The organism is Rubripirellula obstinata (assembly GCF_001642955.1).
Classification (GTDB): domain Bacteria; phylum Planctomycetota; class Planctomycetia; order Pirellulales; family Pirellulaceae; genus Rubripirellula; species Rubripirellula obstinata.
Window position 1 is genome coordinate 1 of record NZ_LWSK01000089.1, and the last position, 23,632, is coordinate 23,632.

General features: G+C 53.3%; 21 protein-coding genes. 9 read left to right on the forward strand and 12 right to left on the reverse strand.

Features of this window, described 5'->3' with window-relative positions; genetic code table 11:
• Positions 1 to 398: 398 nt before the first annotated feature.
• Genes RC85_RS18410 through RC85_RS18440 form a run of 7 tightly spaced genes read right to left on the reverse strand, consistent with a single transcriptional unit; the run spans position 399 to position 5,879 of the window.
• The gene (locus RC85_RS18410) at positions 399 to 1,325 is read right to left on the reverse strand and encodes a DUF1559 family PulG-like putative transporter (protein ID WP_068265486.1); all 927 of its coding nucleotides are present in this window, start codon (positions 1,323 to 1,325) and stop codon (positions 399 to 401) included.
• Entirely contained in the window at positions 1,322 to 1,678 is a 357-nt protein-coding gene (locus RC85_RS18415) for a hypothetical protein (RefSeq protein ID WP_068265488.1), read from the reverse strand. The genes RC85_RS18410 and RC85_RS18415 overlap by 4 nt, the downstream gene beginning before the upstream one ends.
• Positions 1,675 to 2,178 carry a hypothetical protein gene (locus RC85_RS18420; protein ID WP_068265490.1) on the reverse strand — a complete coding sequence of 168 codons (504 nt, stop codon included), beginning with the start codon at positions 2,176 to 2,178 and terminating at the stop codon, positions 1,675 to 1,677. Before RC85_RS18420 ends, RC85_RS18415 begins: the two co-directional genes overlap by 4 nt.
• The gene (locus tag RC85_RS18425) at positions 2,175 to 2,582 is read right to left on the reverse strand and encodes a hypothetical protein (protein ID WP_238383160.1); all 408 of its coding nucleotides are present in this window, start codon (positions 2,580 to 2,582) and stop codon (positions 2,175 to 2,177) included. Before RC85_RS18425 ends, RC85_RS18420 begins: the two co-directional genes overlap by 4 nt.
• Complete coding sequence (locus RC85_RS18430; RefSeq protein ID WP_068265493.1) at positions 2,579 to 3,772, reverse strand: type II secretion system F family protein; 1,194 nt, start codon at positions 3,770 to 3,772, stop codon at positions 2,579 to 2,581. The genes RC85_RS18425 and RC85_RS18430 overlap by 4 nt, the downstream gene beginning before the upstream one ends.
• The gene (locus tag RC85_RS18435; RefSeq protein WP_068265495.1) at positions 3,769 to 4,716 is read right to left on the reverse strand and encodes a hypothetical protein; all 948 of its coding nucleotides are present in this window, start codon (positions 4,714 to 4,716) and stop codon (positions 3,769 to 3,771) included. Before RC85_RS18435 ends, RC85_RS18430 begins: the two co-directional genes overlap by 4 nt.
• The gene (locus RC85_RS18440; protein ID WP_157593964.1) at positions 4,710 to 5,879 is read right to left on the reverse strand and encodes a type II secretion system F family protein; all 1,170 of its coding nucleotides are present in this window, start codon (positions 5,877 to 5,879) and stop codon (positions 4,710 to 4,712) included. Before RC85_RS18440 ends, RC85_RS18435 begins: the two co-directional genes overlap by 7 nt.
• Positions 5,880 to 5,957: 78 nt before the next feature.
• On the opposite strand from RC85_RS18440, the gene RC85_RS18445 reads away from it, so the two are divergent.
• The 6 genes from RC85_RS18445 to RC85_RS18470 all read left to right on the forward strand — a co-directional run bounded on the left by RC85_RS18445 (position 5,958) and on the right by RC85_RS18470 (position 12,732).
• On the forward strand, positions 5,958 to 7,370 hold the full coding sequence (locus RC85_RS18445; RefSeq protein WP_068265499.1) for a TIGR01777 family oxidoreductase: 1,413 nt from the start codon (positions 5,958 to 5,960) through the stop codon (positions 7,368 to 7,370).
• Between the two features lie 338 nt (positions 7,371 to 7,708).
• Positions 7,709 to 8,152, forward strand: a complete 444-nt coding sequence (locus RC85_RS18450) for a hypothetical protein (RefSeq protein ID WP_068265501.1) — start codon at positions 7,709 to 7,711, stop codon at positions 8,150 to 8,152.
• A gap of 176 nt (positions 8,153 to 8,328) precedes the next feature.
• The gene (locus RC85_RS18455; RefSeq protein WP_068265502.1) at positions 8,329 to 9,498 is read left to right on the forward strand and encodes a sensor histidine kinase; all 1,170 of its coding nucleotides are present in this window, start codon (positions 8,329 to 8,331) and stop codon (positions 9,496 to 9,498) included.
• 84 nt (positions 9,499 to 9,582) lie between these two features.
• On the forward strand, positions 9,583 to 10,713 hold the full coding sequence (locus RC85_RS18460; protein ID WP_068265505.1) for an HD-GYP domain-containing protein: 1,131 nt from the start codon (positions 9,583 to 9,585) through the stop codon (positions 10,711 to 10,713).
• 39 nt (positions 10,714 to 10,752) lie between these two features.
• Positions 10,753 to 11,139, forward strand: a complete 387-nt coding sequence (locus RC85_RS18465; RefSeq protein ID WP_068265508.1) for a response regulator — start codon at positions 10,753 to 10,755, stop codon at positions 11,137 to 11,139.
• A 48-nt stretch (positions 11,140 to 11,187) separates the two neighbouring features.
• Positions 11,188 to 12,732: an HD-GYP domain-containing protein gene (locus RC85_RS18470; RefSeq protein ID WP_084422818.1), complete on the forward strand. Its 1,545-nt coding sequence runs from the start codon at positions 11,188 to 11,190 to the stop codon at positions 12,730 to 12,732.
• Between the two features lie 130 nt (positions 12,733 to 12,862).
• On the opposite strand, the gene RC85_RS18475 is transcribed toward RC85_RS18470, so the two are convergent.
• From RC85_RS18475 to RC85_RS18490, 4 genes are all read right to left on the reverse strand, one after another.
• Positions 12,863 to 13,366: a putative molybdenum carrier protein gene (locus RC85_RS18475; protein WP_235033195.1), complete on the reverse strand. Its 504-nt coding sequence runs from the start codon at positions 13,364 to 13,366 to the stop codon at positions 12,863 to 12,865.
• Positions 13,367 to 13,556: 190 nt separating this feature from the next.
• Positions 13,557 to 14,369, reverse strand: a complete 813-nt coding sequence (locus tag RC85_RS18480) for an RluA family pseudouridine synthase (protein ID WP_235033196.1) — start codon at positions 14,367 to 14,369, stop codon at positions 13,557 to 13,559.
• A complete protein-coding gene (locus RC85_RS18485; RefSeq protein ID WP_235033197.1) occupies positions 14,296 to 15,888 on the reverse strand; it encodes a hypothetical protein in 1,593 nt (530 codons plus the stop codon). The genes RC85_RS18480 and RC85_RS18485 overlap by 74 nt, the downstream gene beginning before the upstream one ends.
• A 269-nt stretch (positions 15,889 to 16,157) precedes the next feature.
• Positions 16,158 to 18,251, reverse strand: coding sequence for a multiheme c-type cytochrome (locus RC85_RS18490; RefSeq protein ID WP_084422819.1), 2,094 nt, complete (start codon positions 18,249 to 18,251; stop codon positions 16,158 to 16,160).
• Positions 18,252 to 18,549: 298 nt separating this feature from the next.
• Here RC85_RS18490 and RC85_RS18495 point away from each other — a divergent pair, with 298 nt between their 5' ends.
• A complete protein-coding gene (locus tag RC85_RS18495) occupies positions 18,550 to 19,077 on the forward strand; it encodes a hypothetical protein (protein WP_068265520.1) in 528 nt (175 codons plus the stop codon).
• Here RC85_RS18495 and RC85_RS18500 read toward each other — a convergent pair.
• Entirely contained in the window at positions 19,074 to 20,057 is a 984-nt protein-coding gene (locus RC85_RS18500; RefSeq protein WP_068265514.1) for a GGDEF domain-containing response regulator, read from the reverse strand. The two genes, RC85_RS18495 and RC85_RS18500, sit on opposite strands and share 4 nt — an antisense overlap.
• 401 nt (positions 20,058 to 20,458) lie before the next feature.
• Here RC85_RS18500 and RC85_RS18510 point away from each other — a divergent pair, with 401 nt between their 5' ends.
• Both RC85_RS18510 and RC85_RS18515 read left to right on the forward strand, forming a co-directional pair.
• On the forward strand, positions 20,459 to 21,856 hold the full coding sequence (locus RC85_RS18510) for a sulfatase-like hydrolase/transferase (RefSeq protein WP_068265522.1): 1,398 nt from the start codon (positions 20,459 to 20,461) through the stop codon (positions 21,854 to 21,856).
• A 709-nt stretch (positions 21,857 to 22,565) separates the two neighbouring features.
• Positions 22,566 to 23,456 (forward strand): universal stress protein, encoded by an 891-nt coding sequence (locus RC85_RS18515; protein ID WP_068265523.1) that lies wholly within the window; start codon positions 22,566 to 22,568, stop codon positions 23,454 to 23,456.
• Positions 23,457 to 23,632: the final 176 nt, after the last annotated feature.

Here is a 23,632-nt window from a genome sequence, read left to right on the forward strand (position 1 = left end):
GAGCCATAGCGAGTTACGGCAATTTGCGCACCGCCGTAACTCGCTATGGCTCGCTACGGCCTACTTTCAAGGGTCGTGACAAGTTGACAACGACACATTTTCATCAGCCCAGGCATCGCCCCGCGCGCTGTGCGGCACCGAACGCGCGGGGCGATGCCCACGCGGTTAAACAATTTGGAAACCCTTCACGGCGTTGGGCAGGTCGCCGGCAACCCCTCTCCCTCGCTTAGGCTCGACCTCTCCCAATGGGAGAAGTGAGATGCCGCGAAAAACCTCAGTTTTCGGTGAGGATCATCCAGACTGGAAAAGCGAATAACTTGGCCATTGATTCTGATCCCCAATTGGCCGAAAAGACAAAGCAAGCAAAGTGAAGTGCAGTCAATTCAAGAGCGAACGAGTCACTCAAGCGGTTGAGTGCTTTTGAAATCTAGCGGTAGCTCGCCGTCATCGCGGGACGCCATTTGAGCGAGCACTGCTGTGTCCATTGATTCGCTGGCAAACTTGATCTCGCCGCTGCCCATCAACAAGTGAGCTCCACCCGGATGATCGCTGACAATCCCGCCAACGTAAGTCGGTGGAATGATCGCGTCTGCATCAACGGGGCCGCGAAGGCTAGCGAATTCTTCGTTGATGGCGTGTCCAGCGTTTCGAAGGCTGCTGTTGGTTCCGCTGATCCAACCAAGATCGTCTTCAAATCGCGATAGCTTTTCAGCGACAAACAACGTGTATCCCAAACCGTCTGTTATATCGTCTGGTGAAATCGATCGGTTCAAGATAAACACTCCGTCGTTGTCTTCATCAATCGGAGTCTCTGTTGATGCATGAATGCCCGCGTAGCAAGTCGTGTTTTCGCGAATCATTGTTGCCGATGGACACAGCAACCGTGGCATCCGAATCGCTCTGACTTGATCATTCTTTGGGTGATAAACGCTAACGCTAGTATCAATGACTTGTTCGATTGGCTTCAGGTCCATCATTGGCAGTAAGCCTTCCAGCCAATTGTGATGGTAGCCTTCGGGAATGTTGCGAATCGGCCCTTCACTGGCCAGCGTCCCGATCGGAAAATGGCTCTGCTGACTCTGGTAAGCAGAAAGCGCGAGGGCGAGTTCCGATAGGTTGTACTGACAATTACTACGACGCGAAATTTCACGCATGTTCTGCATCGCGGGAACCGCCAGCCCGGTCAACACGCCGATGATTGCGATCACAACAAGCAATTCAACCAGCGTAAAACCAACGCGGAGCACAGCTCTGCGACAGCAAAAATCTAGCGACGGTGTTTTCGACATGACGGATACTCTCATTTGATTGGCTTTCGTATTCATTTCATTTTCTTCTGAATCAAAGAATCAATTTCGCGATCGTCTTTCAACCACGTTGCGACCCAATTTCCGGCGGACTCGTCAAATGAGAGCGATACTTTTTGCTCAGAATCATTCGCGTCGGCATCATTGCTGATGGGCAATGTAACCGATTCACCCGTTTTCAAGTCTAGCTGGACGCCGATTTCAATCGCGGATTTCAGAATCTGAGTTCGCTGTTTTTGACGACTGGAAGTCTGCTGAGACACTTCTTGTCGAATCATCATCTGCACGCATCCCATCACGATCACCAACAGCATGAAGACCAAGATCAAAAATGCAAACCCTTGACGTTTGAAAGGTTTTCTCGGATTCATATTTCGACCTCGATCAGAAACCTTCTAGACCTATCGGCGCTTCCACCGCCGCTCAGTTTAACGCTTAACCGTTTTTGATCTGTCTCCGTATCGCTGACCAGCGTGTCAATCGTCGTGCCGACTCGCAATTGAAAACGATCCACCGCCTTTCGCTGGCCATCGACGATGACCTGACGCAGGATAATTGGCTGGCCGGTTTTCCATTGGTAACGAACTTGCCGCTGTGGTGAACTCAACTCGAAAAGATTATCGCTTTCTGATTTGACGTTCGTGGCGGAATGGCCATCTTGGCGAATGCTGGCGGCAAGCCGTTCCAATTCCAACCGGCTGGCGCGAGACATTTGACTTTCCTGACTCGCGCGAGTGATGTTGCCAAGTGACCGATGCGAGGTCGCACCGATGACCAGCAATAAACCCAGCACGCCGACGAGTTCGATGATGGTGGTACCACCGCGGCTTACTTTCCGACAACGACGTTGAATAGTTTCTGACTTTATCATTGAACGACCTTCCAAGCATGATTTTCATGGACAGCGAGTTGGTCCTTGCCAATTTGAGATCGAATGGTCGCGTGCCAAGCCTGACGTTGGTCGATCTGAAAAGAACTCATTTCAATTTGCGTGCTGATCCCGCTGGCTTCGGTGACAGCTTTGGCAACCGACTCGGCGTTTGCCGGCCAATCCTTTGCCGGAATCGATCGCAAACGTTCGATTGCGTTTTCAGTCACCAACTTGGCTGCCAATTGCTGGTCCGCTGCGATCCCAAGCTGTCGCGAGCTAACAACAAATCGCGTTAGCGACGTGGTCGCTGTCACCAACAGCATCGAAGCGACGATGGCTTCGATCAGGACGCCGCCGGTTCGTGATCTAACTGGATTTGAAACAATTGACCGCATCTGATTCACGCTAATCCTGTAATGAGTTGCATCAAGCTGGATAGGAAACCGTGACAGAAGACCGTCACGACACCGGCCAAGATTAAAATGAGTACTGGAAAAACAAGGTTGATGATCCATCCCAAATTGAACACCGAATCACGGACGCGGCGATCGCCAGCGGCACGCAACAACGTCCCCAACCTGCCGCTGGGGGCGTCTTCGATCCATCCGACATCTTTGGAATCGATCCATCCAGCCCAGCGGATCGCTTCGGCGGGCGAGCGACCTTGTTCGATCCATTCCATGGCTTGTTGCAATCGTTGTCGCTGGACAGAATCAATTGAAATCGTGTGTGCGACCGACAAAGCTCGGCCTATCGGCCAGCCCACATCTACCGCGTCGGCCAACCCATGCAACAATTCCGATTTTCGCATTGCAAGTCGAGGCATCGTTGGTAACCAAGACGGCAAGCCGACACCAAGGAAACTGGATCGTGAGAGCAAGATAAAACAAAAAATTAATCCAATGATTAGCAAGTAAACCATCACCGCAGGTGCAAGTGACAACTGCCACCAAAAATTGTCTGTGCCTAAACCAAATTCCTTGAACATCTTCTTCATCGGTGGTTTGATAAACACTGTCATAAAGCTCAGCACCGCCAACGTGATCGAGGCGGTAATGAACAGGTACATCAACCGACCATGGATGGTAGCTGCGTTGGTGCCCGCAAACCTGATCGACCGCAAATCCATTGGATTGTCGAGACGTTTTGCGACAAATTGTTTTACCGAGTTTGGGTTTTCCGAATTGGAAGCTGAATGATTGCCAGCGTTCGTACCCGCGCCGTCCGCCTTGGTCTGCATCGCGACCGCGGTCGAAAGCTGCAGTGGAATCCGCGATCGCGCGGCGGCTTCCAACGGTTCTTGTCCCATCATCAACCGACGTGCGAACTCATAGGCCTGGGCACTGATCGGCCCTGACCGCGAATACGCAACCGCCACGGATGTCAGGTCGCCACCGTGGTCCACGACTGTTTTCAATACCGAGTTAAACGAATCGACAGTGCTGTGACGCCGCCGAACGATGAAATCTGAAACACCGAAAATCAACAACATCGTCAGCACAATGCCCAAAATCGAGGGCAGCAACACGATGAAGGTCAGCCCGATCAAGGCAATCAAAATGATCCATAACAGAACTCGAATCGTACGGCTCATAATTCGCCTCCCAGATTCCTAAGCAGCCCTAAAACGCTGCGCCACATCCAACCCAAGGTTGCTGATATCGACATCCAAAGCATGATGCCGGACAGAATCGTTGCGATCGGTGGCAAGCTGTGTGTCAACATTCCAAGACGCTGCTCGGCAACCAACATGAAATGCTCCGCGGCTGCCTGCCAACGACGTTCCGGTGATCGCTCTGGTTGACGCGGATTGGTTGAATCGGACTGCACCAAAAGACGAAGCTTTAGTTCATCCGCCGACTTCGCATTGCCAGTCTCAAACACTTCTCGCCCCTCTTCGACCCGCTGGGTGGCGGCTTTCAACCACGCCGCCGCTGAATCGGATTCGGAACCGAAACCAAAGATCTTTCTGGGCATCAACTCGTGTGCTTTGCGAAACGATTCATCGTACGAACAACCTGTCGCCAACAACTGGGCAACCGCGTCACTGGCCGTCGCCCAATCGATACTTGATTGAGTCGATCGCAGCCCGGGGAATCGACGCACCAAGAAAGCAATCCCACCGACAACCAGCAACGCCGTTCCCGTGATCGCCAACAGCAGAGGAACACTGCGAGAACTCTGTGAAGCTGGTTCGATGTTGAAATAGCTTTCTTCCATCGCAAATAATTCTGTCGCGTTGTTCAGAAAGACGAACCCAACGATGCTGCTGGCAATCGCAATGAAAGTCATCATCGCCCACGCACCCAACGTGCATCGTGTGGCGGTGCGTCGCATTTGCAGTCGTGTTTCCTGCCGATCGATCCAGGAAAACGATCGCTCTTTGATCGACAGGTTCTGTCCAGAGGCGTTCTGATCAAAACCATCCTGATCAAGAGCACGGCAGTGTTTGTCTGGCACGACTTCGACGAGCCGTCGGTAAACCGGATCGGAACGGATCAGAGAAGCTTCGTTTACCATCGCATTCAACTTTACCATTGGGCCACCTCGCGATAAATCGGCCCGATCACGAACCAGACGTAGCTGGCCATGAAGACCAATCCGAACAGAACCGTCGCAAGTTGTGGGATCACAATGGACCAGAATCTTTGTTGCCGCCGAGCATTAAACTGATACAGATTGCCCAGGTAACGAAGCTGCGCAGTGGAACTGACAATGCGAAGCCGCGAGGACTCTTCCATCGAATTCTCTTCGTGATCCGACTGATCCGACTGACTAATTCCACCGACTTTGTTTAGCAGTTGCTTGATCGGCGGATCGCTTAACGAGAGATCAGCATTCGTGCCAGAATCCGCAACCGAATAGCCCGACAACGATGATGCAACCAGGATCGCATCAGATTCAGGAACGTCGTGGCTTAACTGATCCGCCAGCGCATGACAAAACATGCTCTTCCGCGTGGACGATCCAAAGGTTGGACGCCGGCTGATTAGAAAGCAGCCAACGATCAATGTCACGATGATCACCACGGGTGTAAGCCAGGGATAAACGCCTAGCCAATCAGCAATTTGGGTTAGCCAATTCGGCCAGCGAATGCCGAGTGGTTGATCGGTGATATGAAAGCGGTATTCGCTAACCAAAGGAACGACAACAAACAACACCGTTGCGTAGGCGATCGCAACCAAGATCAACGGATAGAACCACATCAACCGCGAGATTCGGGCGGCATCGCACCGTGACCGAATTCGCGAAGCAAGCATCCCCAAAAGATCGGCGTTGATGCTACCGATTCCGCTGCTGCGGGCTCCACCGGGTTCTGTTGATTGACCGGTCGGCGAAAGCGCGGCTGCGACAACTTTTGCGGAGGGTGATTTGATCAGCAGGATCGCATCGGAGATACTGCCGCCGGTTTCCAGGTGCCCGGCGATTTGCTTTGCCGCGCGTCCCAGTCGCCCTAGGCGATCGTTCCCCAGTCGCTGCATCGTGTCGACGATTGGCAGTTCGTTTCGGACTGCGTAAACAATCTCATCCAACAAAGACGCCAGATCCTGATCGCCCAGCTTTAACCCGCCGCGTTGCGGATGCAGAGCTATCGGGTCAATGGACTCGCTTTCGTTATGCTTCACCATCACCGCCCCTGAATCAAAACGATCTAAATAAGACGCTTCGTCTATATTAGCATTCTCACGAGCAACCTGCAAGCGACTTTTGTGAAAACTGGATCAGATCTTTCGCACGATTGATCTTGTAGGCTTGACCTGACGCAACGATAAACAGCTATGACCAAATCTAACCACGACCAATGTTCCGACTACATCGCGCAAACGAATTTGCCCACACCGATCGAAGAGTCGTTCGCTTATCACGATCGTCCCGGGGCGTTGCAGCGATTGGTGCCGCCATGGGAATCCGTTGAACTGGAACACAGCGACAATAGTTTAGCGGTCGGCAGTCGTGTCGTGATGAAAACCAAAGTCATGGGCGTCCCGCTGCGATGGGTCGCCGAGCATACCGAATACGATCCGCCCAACCTGTTCGCCGACACTCAGGTTTCCGGACCGTTTGCTTCCTGGGACCATCGCCACGAATTTTTCAAGTCGGATTCAGACGCGGGCGGCTCTCAACTTCGCGATCATATTCGGTACCGTTTGCCGATGGGGCAGCTTGGTCGCATATTTGGATCGGGCAAGGCACGAAAAACGATCGAAGCAATGTTTGCGTATCGGCATCGAATCACGCGAGACGATTTGCAGTTGAGCACCGATCATCCAATCGAGGCCATGCGGGTTGCGGTTTCCGGCAGTTCGGGGATGGTGGGATCCAGCATGTCGTCGTTGTTGACGTTGCTGGGGCACCGGGTTCATCCGATTGTGCGATCACCTGATCAAGATGAATCCAGCATTGCTGCTTGGTCTTCGCCCGAGGAAGCCGCCAAGTTTGACGGCGTGGATGCTGTGATTCACTTGGCAGGAAAATCGATTGCGTCGGCACGTTGGACTGACCAAATCAAGAGCGAAATTCGAGACAGCCGTGTCATCAAGACGCGTCAGCTTTGCGAATCGCTTGCATCGCTGGACAACAAACCGAAAGTATTGATCTGTGCATCGGCGACTGGGATTTACGGCGATCGTGGGGAAGAAGTTCTTAACGAAGACTCCGCGCCGCATGACGATTTCTTAGCCGAGGTCGCCAAGGAATGGGAAGCAGCATGCCAACCGGCGATCGAAGCTGGTATCCGAGTGGTGAATGCCCGGTTCGGCATCATTCTGTCACCCAGCGGCGGCGCACTTCAAAAGACGTTGACGCCGGCAAAGTTGATGGGCGGGGCACTTGGAAATGGAAAACAGTGGTGGAGTTGGATGGCGCTGGATGACGTTGTCGGTGCGCTCTACCACGCGATGGCGACGGAATCGGTCAGCGGCCCGGTCAATTTTGTTGCCCCCGCGTCCGTCCGCAATCGGGATTTCGCCAAGACGCTGGGAAGAGTGCTCGGTCGTCCGGCCCTGTTTCCCGCACCGGCGTTTGCGTTGCGTTTGGCTCTTGGCGAAATGGCTGATGACTTGCTGCTTTCAAGCACGCGAGTCGAACCAGCAAAACTGATTCAATCTGGTTACCAGTTTCGTTTCACCGATTTGGAATCCTTCTTCCAATACAGCCTGGGCCGCAACCGTTTGAAATCGGTTCAGCTTTAAAACGACTTCGGGCGTTGCCAGCGACCTGCCCGTCGCTAATCCCGCCAGGGTTCAGTCGAGTTTGATCCGATCGTGGACTGACCCCAACGCCGTGACGAGTTTTGGTCCCAGAAATCACGTGTTAGTTCGTTTAACCGCGTTGGGCATCGCCCCGCGCGTTTCGCGCCGCATGGACGCGCGGGGCGATGCCCACGCGGTTAAACAATTTAGAATCCCTTCAGGGCGATGCCCACGCGGTTAAACAATTTTTTTGGGGCGTTGGACTGGACGCGACTGGACGCTGGCGGGATCAGCTACCTTTTAAAACAATCTCTCATTGGACAACGTGGAAATCATCAATGAACGGAAACACGGTTTTCTTGGTCAACCTGTTGGCGACTTGGTACATGGTGGGTTTGATCTGGATGGTTCAGATTGTCCACTACAACTTGATGGACCGCGTTGGGCCGGAACAGTTTGTCAGGTATGAGACCGATCATGGGCGACTGATCACCCCAATCGTCGCGATTCCGATGCTGGTGGAAATCTTATCAGCAGCCGGATTGGTCTTGCTGTCGCCAGCGGGATTTCCGCGTTGGGCAGCCTGGATTGGATTGGCATTGGTGGTCGCGATCTGGATGTCGACCGCGTTTCTTCAAATCCCCTACCACAACCAATTGCTAAAGGGGTTTAGCGACGCCGCGTATCGCGGACTCGTCGGCACCAATTGGATTCGAACCATTTTATGGACTGTGCGAGGTTTGATGATGGGATGGTTTGCGCGGACCATGCTCAGCGGCTAAGGGGCCCGGTACTGAACCTATGATCCGTCTAATCGTCAATCTTCTCCCTCCTTTTGGGCGAGCCGGGGGCGCGAATTACCAAAAGACAGGCCTGCTGCTAAGTGCATTGTAGAGTTTCGTGGCCGAATTTTAATCATCGGCTGCTTAATCCATACAGATTCACGGAGCATTGTTCGATGCAATCCAGAGCTTTCCTTAGCAAACGCGTATTCAACGCTGACGTCGGTATTTTTACGTTAGCGATCGTCTTCATTGGGCTGATGCATACCATCGCGTTCGAAGACCGAATGGTTCTGATTCTGTACTACCTGGCTGCCGTGGGATCCGCGTATGCGCTCGTCAAGCGTCGCGCCATCGGCCTTGCATCGGCCATCGTGTGCGTCGTCGCAGCCACCATGTTTGCGCAGCTCTATTACGAAGCACGCCCAGACAATTGGCACCCAATTTTTGACGCGCTTCGCGACATGTTGGGCTTGGGAGCCCTGATCTATCTGACGATTCGTTTGATGATGATCAGTTACCAAATGCAGACGGACGAAAAGAAGCGAGCGTTGCAGGCGAAGGTTCAGGAACAACTCATTGCAATGCGAGCAGAAGCCCTTCGTCAAACCTCACACGAAGTCCGCACCCCACTTTCCACGATCACGGCAATCAGTGAAACACTGCTAGACGGATCGACGGGCAAACTGACCGACGATCAACATGAATTTATCGGCGACATCGACAAGGCTGCCAAACACCTGTTAGATCTGGTCAACGATATTCTTGACTACGCCAAGGCAGAAGCCGGCATGATCCGCATCTCGCCTCAACCGGTCGCTTTGGTTGAACTGGTTGATCAATGCGTCACGATGGTCACCCCGCGTGCCGACGCAGCCGGTGTAAGTGTCACCGCTCAGGTCGATCCAGGACTTAGCGAAGTGATTGCAGACCCACTTCGCCTGCGTCAAATTTTGTTGAACCTGCTGTCCAACGCCATCAAGTACAACAGCGATGGTGGCAGCGTTATCGTTCGCATCCGACCTGACGAAAAATCCAAGTTCCGAATCAGCGTACGCGATACAGGACGCGGGATTGCACCGGAGCACCTGAAGCATCTGTTTGAACCTTACTACCAAGCGGCTGTTGCCGACCAGGGCATTGGCACTGGATTGGGCCTGGCGATTATCAAGCACTTGTCTGAATTGCACGGTGGCGAAATTGACGTCGAAAGCGTCGTCGGCACCGGAACGATGTTCACAGTGTCGTTGCCAATGGAGGCCGAAGCTGCTTCCTCCGAAGAAGAACTCTCGGCCAGCCATCAGGCACCACGCCCCGACATGCAACTAGACCTCGCAGGCGTTTAACGTTTGCGGCCGATTGGTATTCAACGCCAATCAAACCCCACTCATCGAACGATTTGAATTCAAATTCATTCAAAAGATTTAGCCATGCACGACGAAACTCAATCAATTCAACAAAATGAAGCCGGATGCCTCGACGAAGGCATTTCCGAGACGTTTGCGCAAGCCGCGGCGGATACGGCTCAGAAAATGCGAATCCTGGTGGCTGATTCGAATTCCACGATTCGTAAGTTGCTGCGTCACGGATTGGCGAATGAGGATTATGAAATCATTGAAGCCGGTGACGGCAACGAAGCTCTGAAATTGGCGATGCAACGCCCCGAGCCTCACGCGATTTTGATTGACGCCGGAATTTCGGGGATCAATGGCCTGGAAGTGGTTCGTCGTCTGAAAAGCGACATGCAATACCGCACCATTCCCGTTATCGTGATGACTTCCTCGGACGCCAATGAAGACATTAACGAAGCGGTCGAAGCCGGTGCCGATGAATTTCTTAGCAAGCCCATCAGCCGCGGTGAATTGAAAGTACGCATTCGCTCGATCACCCGCATGCATCGCGGCAATTCAGAAATGATCGGCGCTGAAAGCGTCGCGTTGAGTCTTGCCCGAGCAGTTTCCAGCAAAGATGGTTATAGCAGTGGCCACGTCGAACAAGTCGCAAACGTCGCGGTTGAGTTTGGAAAACTTCTGGGCATGGATTCTGCTGAATTGAAGATGCTTCGCTACGGAGCGATCCTGCACAACGTTGGCAAGATTGCAATTCCTGATTCGATTCTGGAAAAGACCGGTCCACTAACGCCGCGCGAACGAGCCCTGTTTCATCAACACCCACGCGTTGGCTGTGACATTTGCGGACCTCTACAACCACTTCGTCCTGTGTTGCCAATCATTCGGCATCACAAAGAACATTTCGACGGCACCGGTTATCCCGATGGCCTTCGCGGTGATGCCATTCCGCTGAAAGCACAAGTCGTAGGCATCGTCGATGTGTACAGCGCGCTAACGAACGATCGACCGTTCCGACGTGCCAAGACGAATGCCGAGGCTGTTGAAATCCTTCGTGACCGTGCTTTCAAAGGAATGCACGACCCTGAATTGATTAGCAAATTCTGTGACATGATAGGCGAACTATCGTCTGAACCAGAAAATCAAACCGACCGATGTGATACCGAGGGCGAATTGACGCCTGTTCCATCCGTCGAATCTGTCAGCGTTTAGTCTCTGTTGTCGCCACGTACTACTTCCAACAAAATTACCATGATCGAACCTCCTTACGTCTTGATCGCAGAAGACAATCCAGGATTGGCAAAAGTTCTATCGTTCAAATTTAAGAGCTGCGGCTTTACGCCCATCGTCTGCAATGACGGGATGGCGGCCTGGGAAGCGTTTCAAAACCAAACGTTCGTTGCAGTCGTTAGCGACCAAGAAATGCCGCGGATGACTGGCGTCGAACTATGCCGCAACATTCGCGACCGCGATTCAGAGATCCCTTTCTTCTTGGTCACTGGCCGCCAAATGGAACTGTCCTCAACCGGGATCGCGGAAGAGTTAAACATTGGCATGATTTTCTCAAAGCCATTTAGCCCGCAAACAGTCATTGCGGCTGTCAACGAAGCGATGGAAACTCCGGTGGTTGTTTCGTAGTAAAACGAAGCCAGCGAACCGATCAACGTTTCTCGCGAACCTAACAGAATGACAAATACCGCCCATCTACCGAAGGAATGCCCAGCGTCCATGCTTTGCAAAGAGCTCGGTCGTCGGTTGGGCATGGAAGTGAATCGCTGGGAAAAGCAAGACCCGCTGCGTTCCGAAATCGTTGACATGGTTTGCGAATCGGACGAACAGTCAGCGATTACATCGATCGACAACAACGATTGCGAAACGTCAGACCGCTGTGAGATTGGTTTGCAACTGCCGGATGGTTCGGTTGCCTGTTGGGAATCCAATCTCGAAACCGCTCAGAGTTCGCTGCAACACGCTCGCACGATCGTTGAATTGATCGAATCCGCAAACCAGCGAGCAGAACTTCAAGCTGAAAATGACGCATTGACGATGCAGGTCGTCAATGACTTTGAAGAACTATCGCTGATTCGTTCGCTTTCGTCCGTGATGGAATTGCCCTCGGGCGGAATCAGCTTAGACGATCTCTGTTCACGTTCGCTGATTCCTTTGGCCGGCGGAATCGGTGCAACCTCGATTGCTGCTGTGTTCGTTGATGAGCATGACGCATCAAAATTTGCAACGACTTGGTGGTCAGGATCGCAGGTGACCAGCGACCAGCGTTTGGCTGAACTGATCACGGCGCACCGCAAAGAAGCGTCTTTCCAACCCGTCGTGCGGAACAAAATCAACGCCTTTGATCACGTCATCGACGACGAAGCACTTAGTGAATATGTGCTGGTTCAATGCCGCAGCGAAGGACGACTGCACGGTTGGTTGATCGCCTGCAACCGCTGCAGCGAATTGACCGAAGACACGCCCTGGGCTCAGTTGGGTTTTACGACCGTCCAAGCTTCGTTGTTGGAAACCGCAACGAACCAACTGGCTGCCCAGTTGCATAACACTCGGTTGATTAAACAGAAGGAAGAGTTGTTCACCGATGTGGTCCGAGCCTTGGTCAATGCAGTCGAAGCACGCGACCCGTACACCTGCGGCCACAGCGAACGAGTCGCCCGGTTTGCTCGCTGCTTAGCTGGCTTGGCTGGTCAACCAGAAGAAGCTTGTGAGCGGATTTACCTGACCGGCCTATTGCACGACATTGGAAAGATTGCGATTCCCGATGGCGTGCTGCAAAAGCCTGGACGTCTTGACGATGACGAACGTGCCATCATCGAAACTCACACCGACGCGGGCTGGCGAATTTTGCATGAACTGGAAGCACTTCGAGACGTGCTGCCAGGCGTTCTGTATCACCACGAACAATACAACGGAAACGGGTATCCCGACGGGCTTGCCGGTGACAAGATTCCTATCGATGGCCGAATTCTTGCCGTGTGCGACGCGTTTGATGCGATGACCAGCGATCGGCCTTATCGTGACGGAATGCCAATCGCAAAAGCGGTCAGCATTCTGCAAGGCAGCGCAGGCGAATCATGGGACCCCGCGCTAATTGAAACCTTCTGCGCAAACATCGACAAAATGAAAGCAATCAAGCAAGGGCATCGCCCCAGAAAACAAGCCAGCCGCCCGCTGCCAGTCGATGGTCAACCGCTAACGACCTTGACGACCAACAAGTGACTGCCCAAAAGTAGGCCGTAGCGAGCTTCCAGCGAGTTACGGCAATGCCAATGACGCCGTATTTCGCCCCGCCCAATACGGCCCTCAACACGGCCCTCAATACAGCGCCCCAATACAGACAACGACTGGTTCACAAATTTGAATCGTTAAGGCAGCCGACGAGAACTTCTTTGGTTCGTTGTTGGATACCTGGCGACGATGATTCGCGTGATCCGGCGACGTTCAGTGTTTCCGGACGTTCTCGTGCAAGCCACTGAACCAACCGATCTTGTAGATCGTCTTCATGGATGGAGAGCATCAAGCACGGCTTCGATGCTTGTTCGCACATCTTTTTAGTCAGTCGCGTGCCGCCGCCAATGAATCCGCTGTGTAGGATCAAGGTTGCATCGCTGTCCACGACATTTTGGCGCGTCCGAGCGGGATAGTTTGCGACGCCGTTTTCTTGAAGATCGTAGTGATCCGGGATCGCGCCGTCTTCGGCCATCCGCCGTGCTGGACACCATCCACCGTGCGGGATCCCCAACTCAATCGCCGCATCAAGCGCACCACGATCCACGCCAGTCTGTCCGCCAGAAACAATTCGAGACGGGCAAAAAGAGGTTTCGCTGTTGGCACGCGGCGTGTTGATTGGCAAGATTCCTTAAAGGTTGTTTAAAACGTAGCTGATCCCGCCAGGGTTCAGTCCAACGCCATGAAGAGTTTCCAAATCGTTTAACCGCGTGGGCATCGCCCCTCGCGTTCGGGGAAGTGTGGACGCGCGGGGCGATGCCCACGCGGTTAAACAGTTCAGAATTCCTTCACGGCACCATGGTTCAGTTCACGATTTAGAATTGCTCATCAAACCCGCTGAGACAACCGGCCGGAAAACCGAGTGCTTTCCAAGACCGCGGAAGTTCCGCCGTCCAACGTCGTCTGTCTTTCAGCGTCGGATGCGAGATGGACAATTTCCAACTGTGCAGTGCTATCCCCGGTGACGCAAACCCTTCTTTGCTGCCGTATTTTCGATCACCAAAAATTGGTAGTCCGCGATCAGCCAATTGGACACGGATTTGATGCTTGCGGCCGCTGATCAAACGAATCGCAAGCAGCGTTGCCTGATCGTTTTTAGCAACCGTGACGTAACGAAGCTGAGCCTGTTTCGCCTGATCACGATTCGCATTGGTGATTCGCATTCGCCGAGCGTCATCATCCTTGTACACCCAATCGGTCAACGAACCTGTTTCCGGTTCAAGGTGGCCGGGAATCGCGGCAAGGTAGATCTTGTCGGCTCCGACCGTTTTGCCCTTTGAATCCTTGGCCGCAAATTGAGGTGTCAATCGAGACGCTGCTTTGCTGGTCCGAGCCATCACGATCACGCCAGTCGTGACGGTGTCCAGCCGACTGACGATGCCGACAAAGACTTTGCCAGGCTTGTTGTATTTCCGCCGAATGTAATCGGCCGCCATCGAGTGCAGCGTCGGCCCCGATTCAGCGCCCATCGTTGCAATGCCAGCCGGTTTGTCGATCACCAGCAAATGGTTGTCTTCGTACAGAACCGATAGGGGTGCGGGCTTCGGGATCAAATCAAAACTTCCAACGATATTCCATCCGAGTCCCGTAAACATTGTCGAGACCACGACGCCAGCCGTGCATGACATCGAATCTTAGCAGAGTTCGATGCGATATCGGGAACTGATAACGACTGCCCAGTGCAAATTGGTCTTTCGGTACCAGCGGGTTGCCATCACCGTGCGGCGTTAAGTACGTCATTTCCAACAACAACTGCCGATCAAGATCGTCACCAATCAAATCCACTCCGACGCTGCCGCCAGCAGTGTTGTTGCCGGTCGGGTCCAACGTTGCAAAGCCATTCAGCCCGTCAGTGTCAAAGTTGATTCCCGTGTTCCGCAGGATGCCGCCTGAAATTCCAGCACGAGCAACCGATTGCGGATTGCCAAAGCCAGCGAAAAAGTTTGCATAGGGCACAAACGTCAGCGGAGCACTGGTGATCCAACTGTTTTCAACCAGCAACAAAGTTCCATCGGCCGTGCGGTCGGCACGAGGCCCATCTTGGCCAGCGTTGACGATCACGCGAACACTATTGCTGATTCGATCAAAGTAACGACGCGTAAAGCTTGCGGTGATGTTGTGATAGCTGCGACTGGGATCGTTTCGATCGCGAACGAAGGCGTAGCCGTTTTCGATGTACCCGCCGTAGGCATCGATAAACCAAGCGGTGCCAAACGCCTGAGCCGCGTTTTCGTCCGCGCCGAACGCTTGCGAATTGATTTGATCAAAGATGGCGAAGAACGTTGCGTCATAGTTGGACCAGTTCAGCAACTTGCTGTGCCGAGCAGGCAGCGCGAACGCAGCACCGGTCACCGCGTCTTCCATCCAAATACCGTTCTGGAAAAGCAGCGGCACCAAGCCAATGGTGATCGGCAGTTCAAACGGAGATGATTGGCCGGTCAAACCACCGATGATTGGCCCCAAGTCGCCTTCGTAGAAACCAGTCACAGGTGTGAAGTCGATTTCGTTTCGAAACCGCAGGTCACCGGCAACACGTTCAAACCTTGTAAACGCTCCGCCATCATCAAGTGGTCCAACGAATCCATGGAACCGCCCGCCGTCGGTCAGTTGCAGATCCATATCAAGGTTTAGCCGGTTGGCAAAGTTGTCCGTCCGACCACCCGCGTTTCGCCCCGCCCCAATGCCGGTACGAAAGTCACCGTACACATAAAATTCCGGCCGGACCATGTTGTATTCGCCGAACCAATTTTTACCGCGCGGAGTGATCCCGTCGCCGTAAAAAATGCGTCCCCATTCCACCCAAGGATGCTGAGTCGGTACGTTGCGTTTGCTGTCGTAAACCCACTGCTCGCGATCACCATCGTGATACATCGAATCGCTTGGCAGCGGCGTTGGCGAGAAGTCATTCGGGAACGTAACCCGATGATCGTCACGCGGCCGATCGCCATGTGCGTTGAAACCGTTCATCGTCGCAGTCGATTTCTTATCAGCAGCAGCTTGACTTGCGGGCAAGTAGCTCGGCAATGCGTCAACGAAGTTGTATTGCAAGCCGGTGCTCATCCGCGTTGATGCAGTACGGAACTCAACGCTCTTTTCAACCAGCTTTAACTTCCCAGCTTGGCTGACAACCGATCGATGCTTGGTCAATCGTGGTGCGACTGGTAATCGGGTTGGAGTTGTTGCTGAATTGGTTTGGTTAGTTTTATCGGGGCTGGCCGCTGACAAATCGTTTATTGTTGTCGCAACTAAGAAGAAACCAATCGCCGACAGAACAAAGCGTATTGCCCGTCGGTGGCAAAGGATTTCGGATTCCCGGTGGCAAACGCCACCGGCAAAGATATGTCGCCCTCTGGGCTGATCGTTCCCACTTGGCTTCTGACTTTGGTTGATTGTTTTTGGATTGCACACACACATCATTACTTCACCATGAATGTGTGGCTGCTGTTGCAAAGCTCTAACATGTTCTCGTTCATTCGACGAATCATGTCAGGCGTACTTTTGATTTGACGCATAAAGTACATTGGCTCGGTACGACTTCGCATCCGAACGCTCAATCGGTACGTGCCTCTCTGGCGAACCGCGGACGCGGGAATGCGAAACTTGGGATTGCGATGGTCCAGCGGCGCGATCGAATGCGCTTCCATGCGAATGAATGGCGGGTGATTCAAAACGCTGACGGGAACGGCACCAGGCCGCAAGAAACCCAATTGATCGATGCTGAAATTGACCGGCAGTGCGACTTCACGATCGGTTCCGCGAATGTTGCTGATCAGGAACTTAGTTTGCAAATTGAACAGATCCTTGTCGCGTGGTAATCGACCTTTGGCGACTTCCACCGAATGCATGTCGGCAAGGTCAGCATTTCGATCCAAATAACCACTTTCCCAAACTCGTTTTCCGCTCGGGTTGATCAGAACGACGTTCATCCACAATTGAGGCTGAGCCCCCAAGGATCCGGTCGTCAGGTTGTGACCCTCGCTGGCGTTACTGACCTTGTACGAAACCGTTAGCGGACTTCCGGCACGCGGATCCGTGTGGAAATGCGGTCCTTTGACCTTCAAAGCCGCTTCCATCGTCATCACCGCAGCGCCTCGTTTTAGTTGGGCTCGGTTCATGTTCGCATCCACGATCTTTCGACCATCGCGACGATCATCAGCGTTATCCCATGGTGCGGGGAAGACAGCATTGGGATCGACCGTTCGCTCAAATTCTTCGGTTCCCCAACCGGCGCGGTAATCAAACGTCAGCCACTGACGAGGCGTGAATTGTTTTGCTTTGGGATTGTGCGGAAAGATGCCCGGATGCGCGATCGAGTATCCCGGTCCCCAAAAACTATGGTTGGCGTGTTTGCGGGGTTCGCCAAACGGTTTGTCGTTGATCGTCGCGCAATGTCCCCAGGCGTAACCATCCGGTTTGCCCGGCACGGCACCCATGTGACAATCAGCGCAACTGATTCCCTTGGCGTGCGCAGGTCCGGCTCGATACTGAGCATGAACGACTTCCAGCGAGATCCCCGGATGCACGGCGACTTGGTGACAGGAAATGCAGACGTCACTGTTGGAAAGTGGTTTGAAGAAATAACTTGAGCCGTGGATTTCTTGCCCCGGTCCCTTCATTCCCGCTTCGGGTTTCAGCTTCAACTTATCCGCTTGCGACAATGCGTCTCGCAAACCATGCCCGCCGGACGTTCCGCCGACCGGTGCATGAATGTTGCCCGGTTCGATCCGGCGATCACCATTGCTGCTGCGGCCGTAGTGTTCGTTGATGCGGTGGCACGCGATGCAGGTCACGCCTTCGCGAACGACAGGCGGTGCTTCTAAGATGCTATGGTCGCGAGGGATTTTTAGTTGAGTGCCAACGGGAAGGTGGCATCGATTGCAAAAGCTGCCGACGGTTCCTTCGGTATATTCAATCATCGCCTGTTCGAATCGCTGGAACATGGGCGACACGGCTGAATAGGCATGACCGCTGGCCCGCCATTCTTCGTAGTGCGTTGGGTGGCATTGACGACACGATTCAGCGGACGGGTAACAATCGTCTGTCCACAATCCATCGTGAGGATCTTTCCCAGCGGCTTGGGCTGCTTTACTTTTTTCCAAGAGCTTGGCGGCATCGCCCGCACCAAGATTCGCCAGCGGGTCGTCATCTAATCCGCCCTTTGGCGACAGCAAGTCATCGCCAAGCAAGTCGTTACTGAGCAGATCATCCCCTAGCAGATCATCCCCGAGCAAATCATCCGACAATGAACTTCGTAAAGACAATCGAAGCGGGCGAGGCGTTGTGGTGGCGGAGGCACCAGGATGGACATGTTGCTGATGCGGATCCGCGCTGGCGTGCCAGTGCGGTGTTTGCCAGTGCGGCGTGCCAGATGTCGGTTGAACTGCGTTTGGACGATTGGCGATTCGCATTCGCGACATCAATTCACGCGCGACTGCGTCCGGATCTTGAGCCATCGCAGTAACTTGCAGGCACATCGCAAGCAGGATCGAAAAAGAACCGGATCGGATCATGGAAATTGAGCGAGGCCGAAAAGATGGATCAAACAGTGATTGCACTTTCAGTATTAGCTCGACAGCTCACAATGCATTTAATGCAATTGATCGGAATCGTAGTCACAGGCTTGTCAATCGTTACAGGTTCACGGCATCCGGCAGTCTTTTCTTGAAAGCTTTGGTCGATTGACTAAAGTTTGACGCCTGAGCAAGAAATGAGGGGTAGGCTTCCGCTACGAACTGATCCTTAGTTCGCAACTTTCACCCCGACTAATCACACCGGCGTCCTTTGGCGTCCACGCGGAGCTTTGTTTCGATGACCGCACTATTGAATGCCCAAGCCCAAGACGGCGATCAAGAAAAGAAAGTGGATTACTTTCGTTGCCAAATTCCGGAAGAGTGCAGCAAGGCAACGATCCGTGCTGGGCGACGGAAGACGTGCGCCCAAGTCCAAGAATCATCAATCGACGGCTTCACCGTTTTGGTTCGCGACAAGGACGCCAAAAACCTGCGGATGGGTGAACCATGGGTTCTTGAATTTGACGGAAGCCGTTTGGAAGTGATCGGCCAATGGTTTTACAACGCACCAGGCGGATTCATTCAAATTGGATTGCGTCGGATGCGTGACCTGACACCCGAACCCGTATTCCATACGCCATTCTTCTCCAGATTTTCAGTGGGCAAGATGTCGGGTTCAGCCACGTCGGCCGCTGGATTCGGCGGATTCGTGATCGTGTTGTTCTTGGGGTTATCGTTACCAGGACTCGGTGAACAACTGGGAACGTCGGATCGAATCCAGGGTGCCGTTAAATGGATCTACTCTGAATTCACGGGCATGTTCTAGGAATCGCATGATGATACGTCGCTAAGTTCTGATTCATCATCAGGTCCCGATTCAACTTCGATGAACTTCCCTTGATGGCTGACGATTAATCGATCTCGGCCTCTTCTTTTCGCTTCGTAAAGCGCCGCGTCTGCTCGTTCAACAATGGACTCGGCCGTATCGGACTTGGCGACTTGGGTTAGTCCCGCACTGATCGTCACACTCAAATGATGCTCGGTAGCCTTCGCTAGTTTGGTTCTGGCGACACAGCGGCGTGCGGCCAACGTGGCACCATCGATCGGCGTCATCGGCATCACAACGCTGAACTCTTCGCCACCATACCGCGAGAAGTGATCCGACTTTCTGCCGCGCGAAGAGATCGCCTCAGCAACGGATTTAATAATCGCATCTCCGATCGAATGTCCCCACTGATCATTGATACCTTTGAAGTTATCGATATCAAAAAGAGCGATGCAGAATGGAAAACGATGGCGGGTAAAGTCGCTGATCCGTCGATCGAGTTCGCTATCGAACGACCGGCGATTGCCTATTCCGGTCAGCGAATCGATCAGGGCATCCAAGTTCGCTCGGTTGAGTCGCAATTGCCTTGCGATTGAGTGTTTCAGGATTCGAGCAAGCAGCGAACCAACGACATGTTGTTTGGGCAAATAGTCTTGTGCCCCGGCATTGATCGCTTGGATCGCAGTCTGATCACGATCGTCGCCCGTCAGCACCACGATCGGTATTTCTGGAGCATGAGTTCGTAGCGTCGTGACCGCTTCAACGCCGGGACTATCCGGCAATCCCAAGTCCAGCAACATGACGTCAAACGACATCACGTGGCATGCGTCGACCGCTTTCGATAACGTCGTCGCCTGCTGAACGGTCACAGTAATCTCCGGCGACCGTTTCAGCATCATTTCGATAAACTCAGCATCCTGAGCACGATCCTCGATTAACAAGACTCGGATTGGCGATTGCGAGGTCGTGGCTTCAGTCATTATTTCTATCGCTCTTCAGTCCGTGTGAGGCGGCAGCAGTCGTTTGTCCGAATCGAAATTCAACGGCGTGTACATCCGTTGTTGCACTGTTGCCGCACGGTCTTTTCACTTTCGTTGCACCGTTATTGCACTGTTGCTGCACGGTCTTTTCACTTTCGTTGCACTGTTGTTTCACTGTCTTTTCACTTTCGTTGCACTGCCGCCGGGTGTCTATCGACGAGGGCCTAACCGTAACCTTTGGGGGGCTTGGTAACAATGGACCAAAAGCCAATCAGCCCGCGTGATGCACGCACACTGGTGCTTGGTTCGATGTATCTTGGTGGGATCTCTGTTCAACTTTCCTCACGCAAAAAATAATCGAACCCGTGAATAAAAGACCGTCATCTTTCCTCTTGCTATTCTTGTTCGTTGGTCTCTTTTCAGTCCAGGCAGTTGCTGCCGAGACAACGCAAACGAAACGCCCCAACATTATTTGGATCATGGCGGATGACTTGGGATTCAATCAATTGGGCTGTTACGGTGACACGCCGATCAAGACACCCAACTTGGATCGCATGGCAGCCGAGGGCATTCGTTTCACGCAGGCCTACGCCGGCAACACCGTTTGCTCACCGTCACGCGTGTCACTGTTTACTGGTCGCGATGGTCGCTTGATGGAAAACAATTCAAACACAGTTCAACTCAAAGACATCGACGTCACGTTTGCAAGCGTTCTCAAGCACGGCGGTTACGACACCGCGCTGTTTGGAAAATACTCCATCGGTTCCCAGATGGGCGTCACCGATCCATTGGCAATGGGCTTTGATACTTGGTACGGAATGTATTCGATTTTGGAAGGCCATCGACAATACCCAACCTTTCTTTATCGCGACAACGTCAAGATTCGCATTCCAGAAAATGAAGGCGGCAAGCAACAGGTTTACGCTCAAAAACGATTCACCGAAGAAGCAATCGACTACATCAAGAAACCGCATCAGCAACCGTTCATGGTCGCGTTGATGTTCTCGTCACCGCACGCCGAACTGGCGGCTCCGCAGCAGTACATCGAACCCTACGAAAACACTTTTGACGAAACACCTTACACGGGAATGAAAACGGGCCAGCCCAGCGACAAGTACGCTTGGTACTATCCGGCACCAGTGCAAAAACCATACGCAACGATGGCGGCGATGGTGACCGCGCTTGACGACTATGTGGGTGACATCGTGGCTACGTTGCAGGCCGAGGGAATCGCCGACGACACGCTGATCTTCTTTACGTCGGACAACGGCCCGCATGACGAAGGCGGCGGAGACCCAACGTTCTTTCGCGCTTCGGAACCCTACCAAGGAATGAAACGCGATGTTTATGACGGTGGGATTCACGTTCCCATGATCGCCTATTGGCCGCGGAAGATCACAGTGCCGCGTGTGGATTCAACGCCATGGGCATTTGCCGACGTCTTGCCAACGCTCGCAGACTTGGCGGGCGTTTCGTTACTGGACGTCCCGCGTGTCAAGACAAATGGAATTTCGATTGCGGGCTTGCTGAAAGACGATCCGATTCCCGTTGCTGAACGCACGTTGTACTGGGAGTTTGGTAAACAAGCCGGCGACCCAAATTCGGGCATTATTGGCGAAATCTTCCAAGCGGCCCGACGTGGTCCTTGGAAAGCAGTTCGGTATGGGCAAGATGCCGACGTCGAAGTCTACAACTTAGAATCCGACTTAGGTGAATCAAACAATCTAGCCGACCAGCATCCCGAAATTCAGCAAGAGTTCGAGAGTCTGTTCAACAATCCGCGGAGTGAAACCAACTAGGCAGGTTCGGTTACGTTCCCCCGCCCAGGCACGTTAGAAACTGCTTTAGAACGACCTAGCAGTTTGCCGACGACCTGCCCGTAGCTGATCCCGCCAGGGGTCAGTCGAGCTTGATCCGATCGTGAACTGAACCCTGGCGGGATCAGCTACGGTTTGAAACAGTCGTTTAGGGAGCCTGGCCAGGTCGGCATGCTCAGGTTCCAAGCTGGGCGTTCTCGTAAGCGGCTGGGCGTTTGCGAATTCGCCGGTTCCTTACGACTCACCCAACGCGGTGAAGAGTTTGCAAATCGTTTAACCGCGTGGGCATCGCCTGGGCTGATGAAAATGTGTCGTTGTCACTTGTCGCGAACCTTGAAAGTAGGCCGTAGCGAGCCATAGCGAGTTACGGCGTTGCGCAAATTGCCGTAGCTCGCTATGGCTCGCTACGGCCTACATACTGGCGATCAGGGAAATGTGCTGTTGCCACAATGCTTCGCAGCGCTGCAGTTTGTGTTGTCTGCCATGGTGCAGCTTGCCCAATTTGCTGCGATGCAATGATTTTCATCAGGCCAGGCATCGCCCCGCGCGTCCACGCGGAACAAAACGCGATATGATGTAGGTAGGCGAAACGATGATTTAAAAGTACGCCGAATTGACCGGAGCGAAATACGGCAATGTTTCAGATTCGCTTGCCTGCATTTTTACTTTTCCACTTTCCGGAGACAGAGCGATGAAAATCCTGTTGCCGATCGATGGTTCCGAAGCCTCCGATGAAGCCGTGCGCTTTGTCCAGATGTTGGCGCAAACCAATTCAATCGATGTCGTCGTGGTCACGGTCTCGTTCGATCCATCGCAGTACTCGATCCAGCCGTGGATCCCGGAATGGACTGAGCAAGAAAGCAATCGGGTTGAAAGGATTTTGGACCGTGCAAAGAAGACGCTGGAACCGAGTTGTTATTCGGTTGAGTTTGTTGAGGGAACCGGGGCAACGGTCCCCTTTCTTTTGAATCTGGCGGCGCAATCGCATTATGATTTGATCGTGGTCGGAGCCAAAGGACATTCGGCGATCAGTCGAATCTTGTTGGGCAGCGTGTCGGACAGTATTGCTTCGTATGCAAAGAGTTCGGTGTTGGTGGTACGCCCGAGCGAGGATCACGTTCCCACGCTGAACAAGATCCTGGTGGGATACGACAAATCCGTTGCATCCCGAGAAGCCGCGGCTGAATTGATGGAGTGGCAATTGGATCGGGGAACCGACTTTACGATTTTAAGTGTGGTCCAGTGTCCGTATATTTTTGTTGGCGAAGGCTACCTTGCCGAGCCAATTTCGGTGACGCCATCACAGGTCGCATCGGTCGGTGAAACTGCCGAGCGAATGGCAAGCCAGTTGGCGGACCGTTTTCCACAGACCGATTCCAAAACGACGGTTGCCGATCACATTGGCGACGCGATCGTTCGCGCGGCTGAGGAAGAGAAGGTGGACCTGGTGGTGGTCGGCGATACCAGTCACAGCCTGATCGGCGAACTGTTGCTCGGCAGCACGTCAAAATACGTTCTCCGCCACGCGCCCTGCAGCGTCTTGATTTCCAGACACCACACCAAAATGGACGAATCAGAATAAGGTTGCCCCGGCCGTAGACGTATCATCGTTCCAGGCTCAGAAGCGTGTTTATCGCATTGTTTCCGGGGGCTTCGCGCAACGCCGTGAAGAGTTTTGGTCCCGGAAAACACGGTTTAGTTCGTTTAGCCGCGTGGGCATCGCCCCGCGCGTTACGCCCCGCATGGACGCGCGGGCGG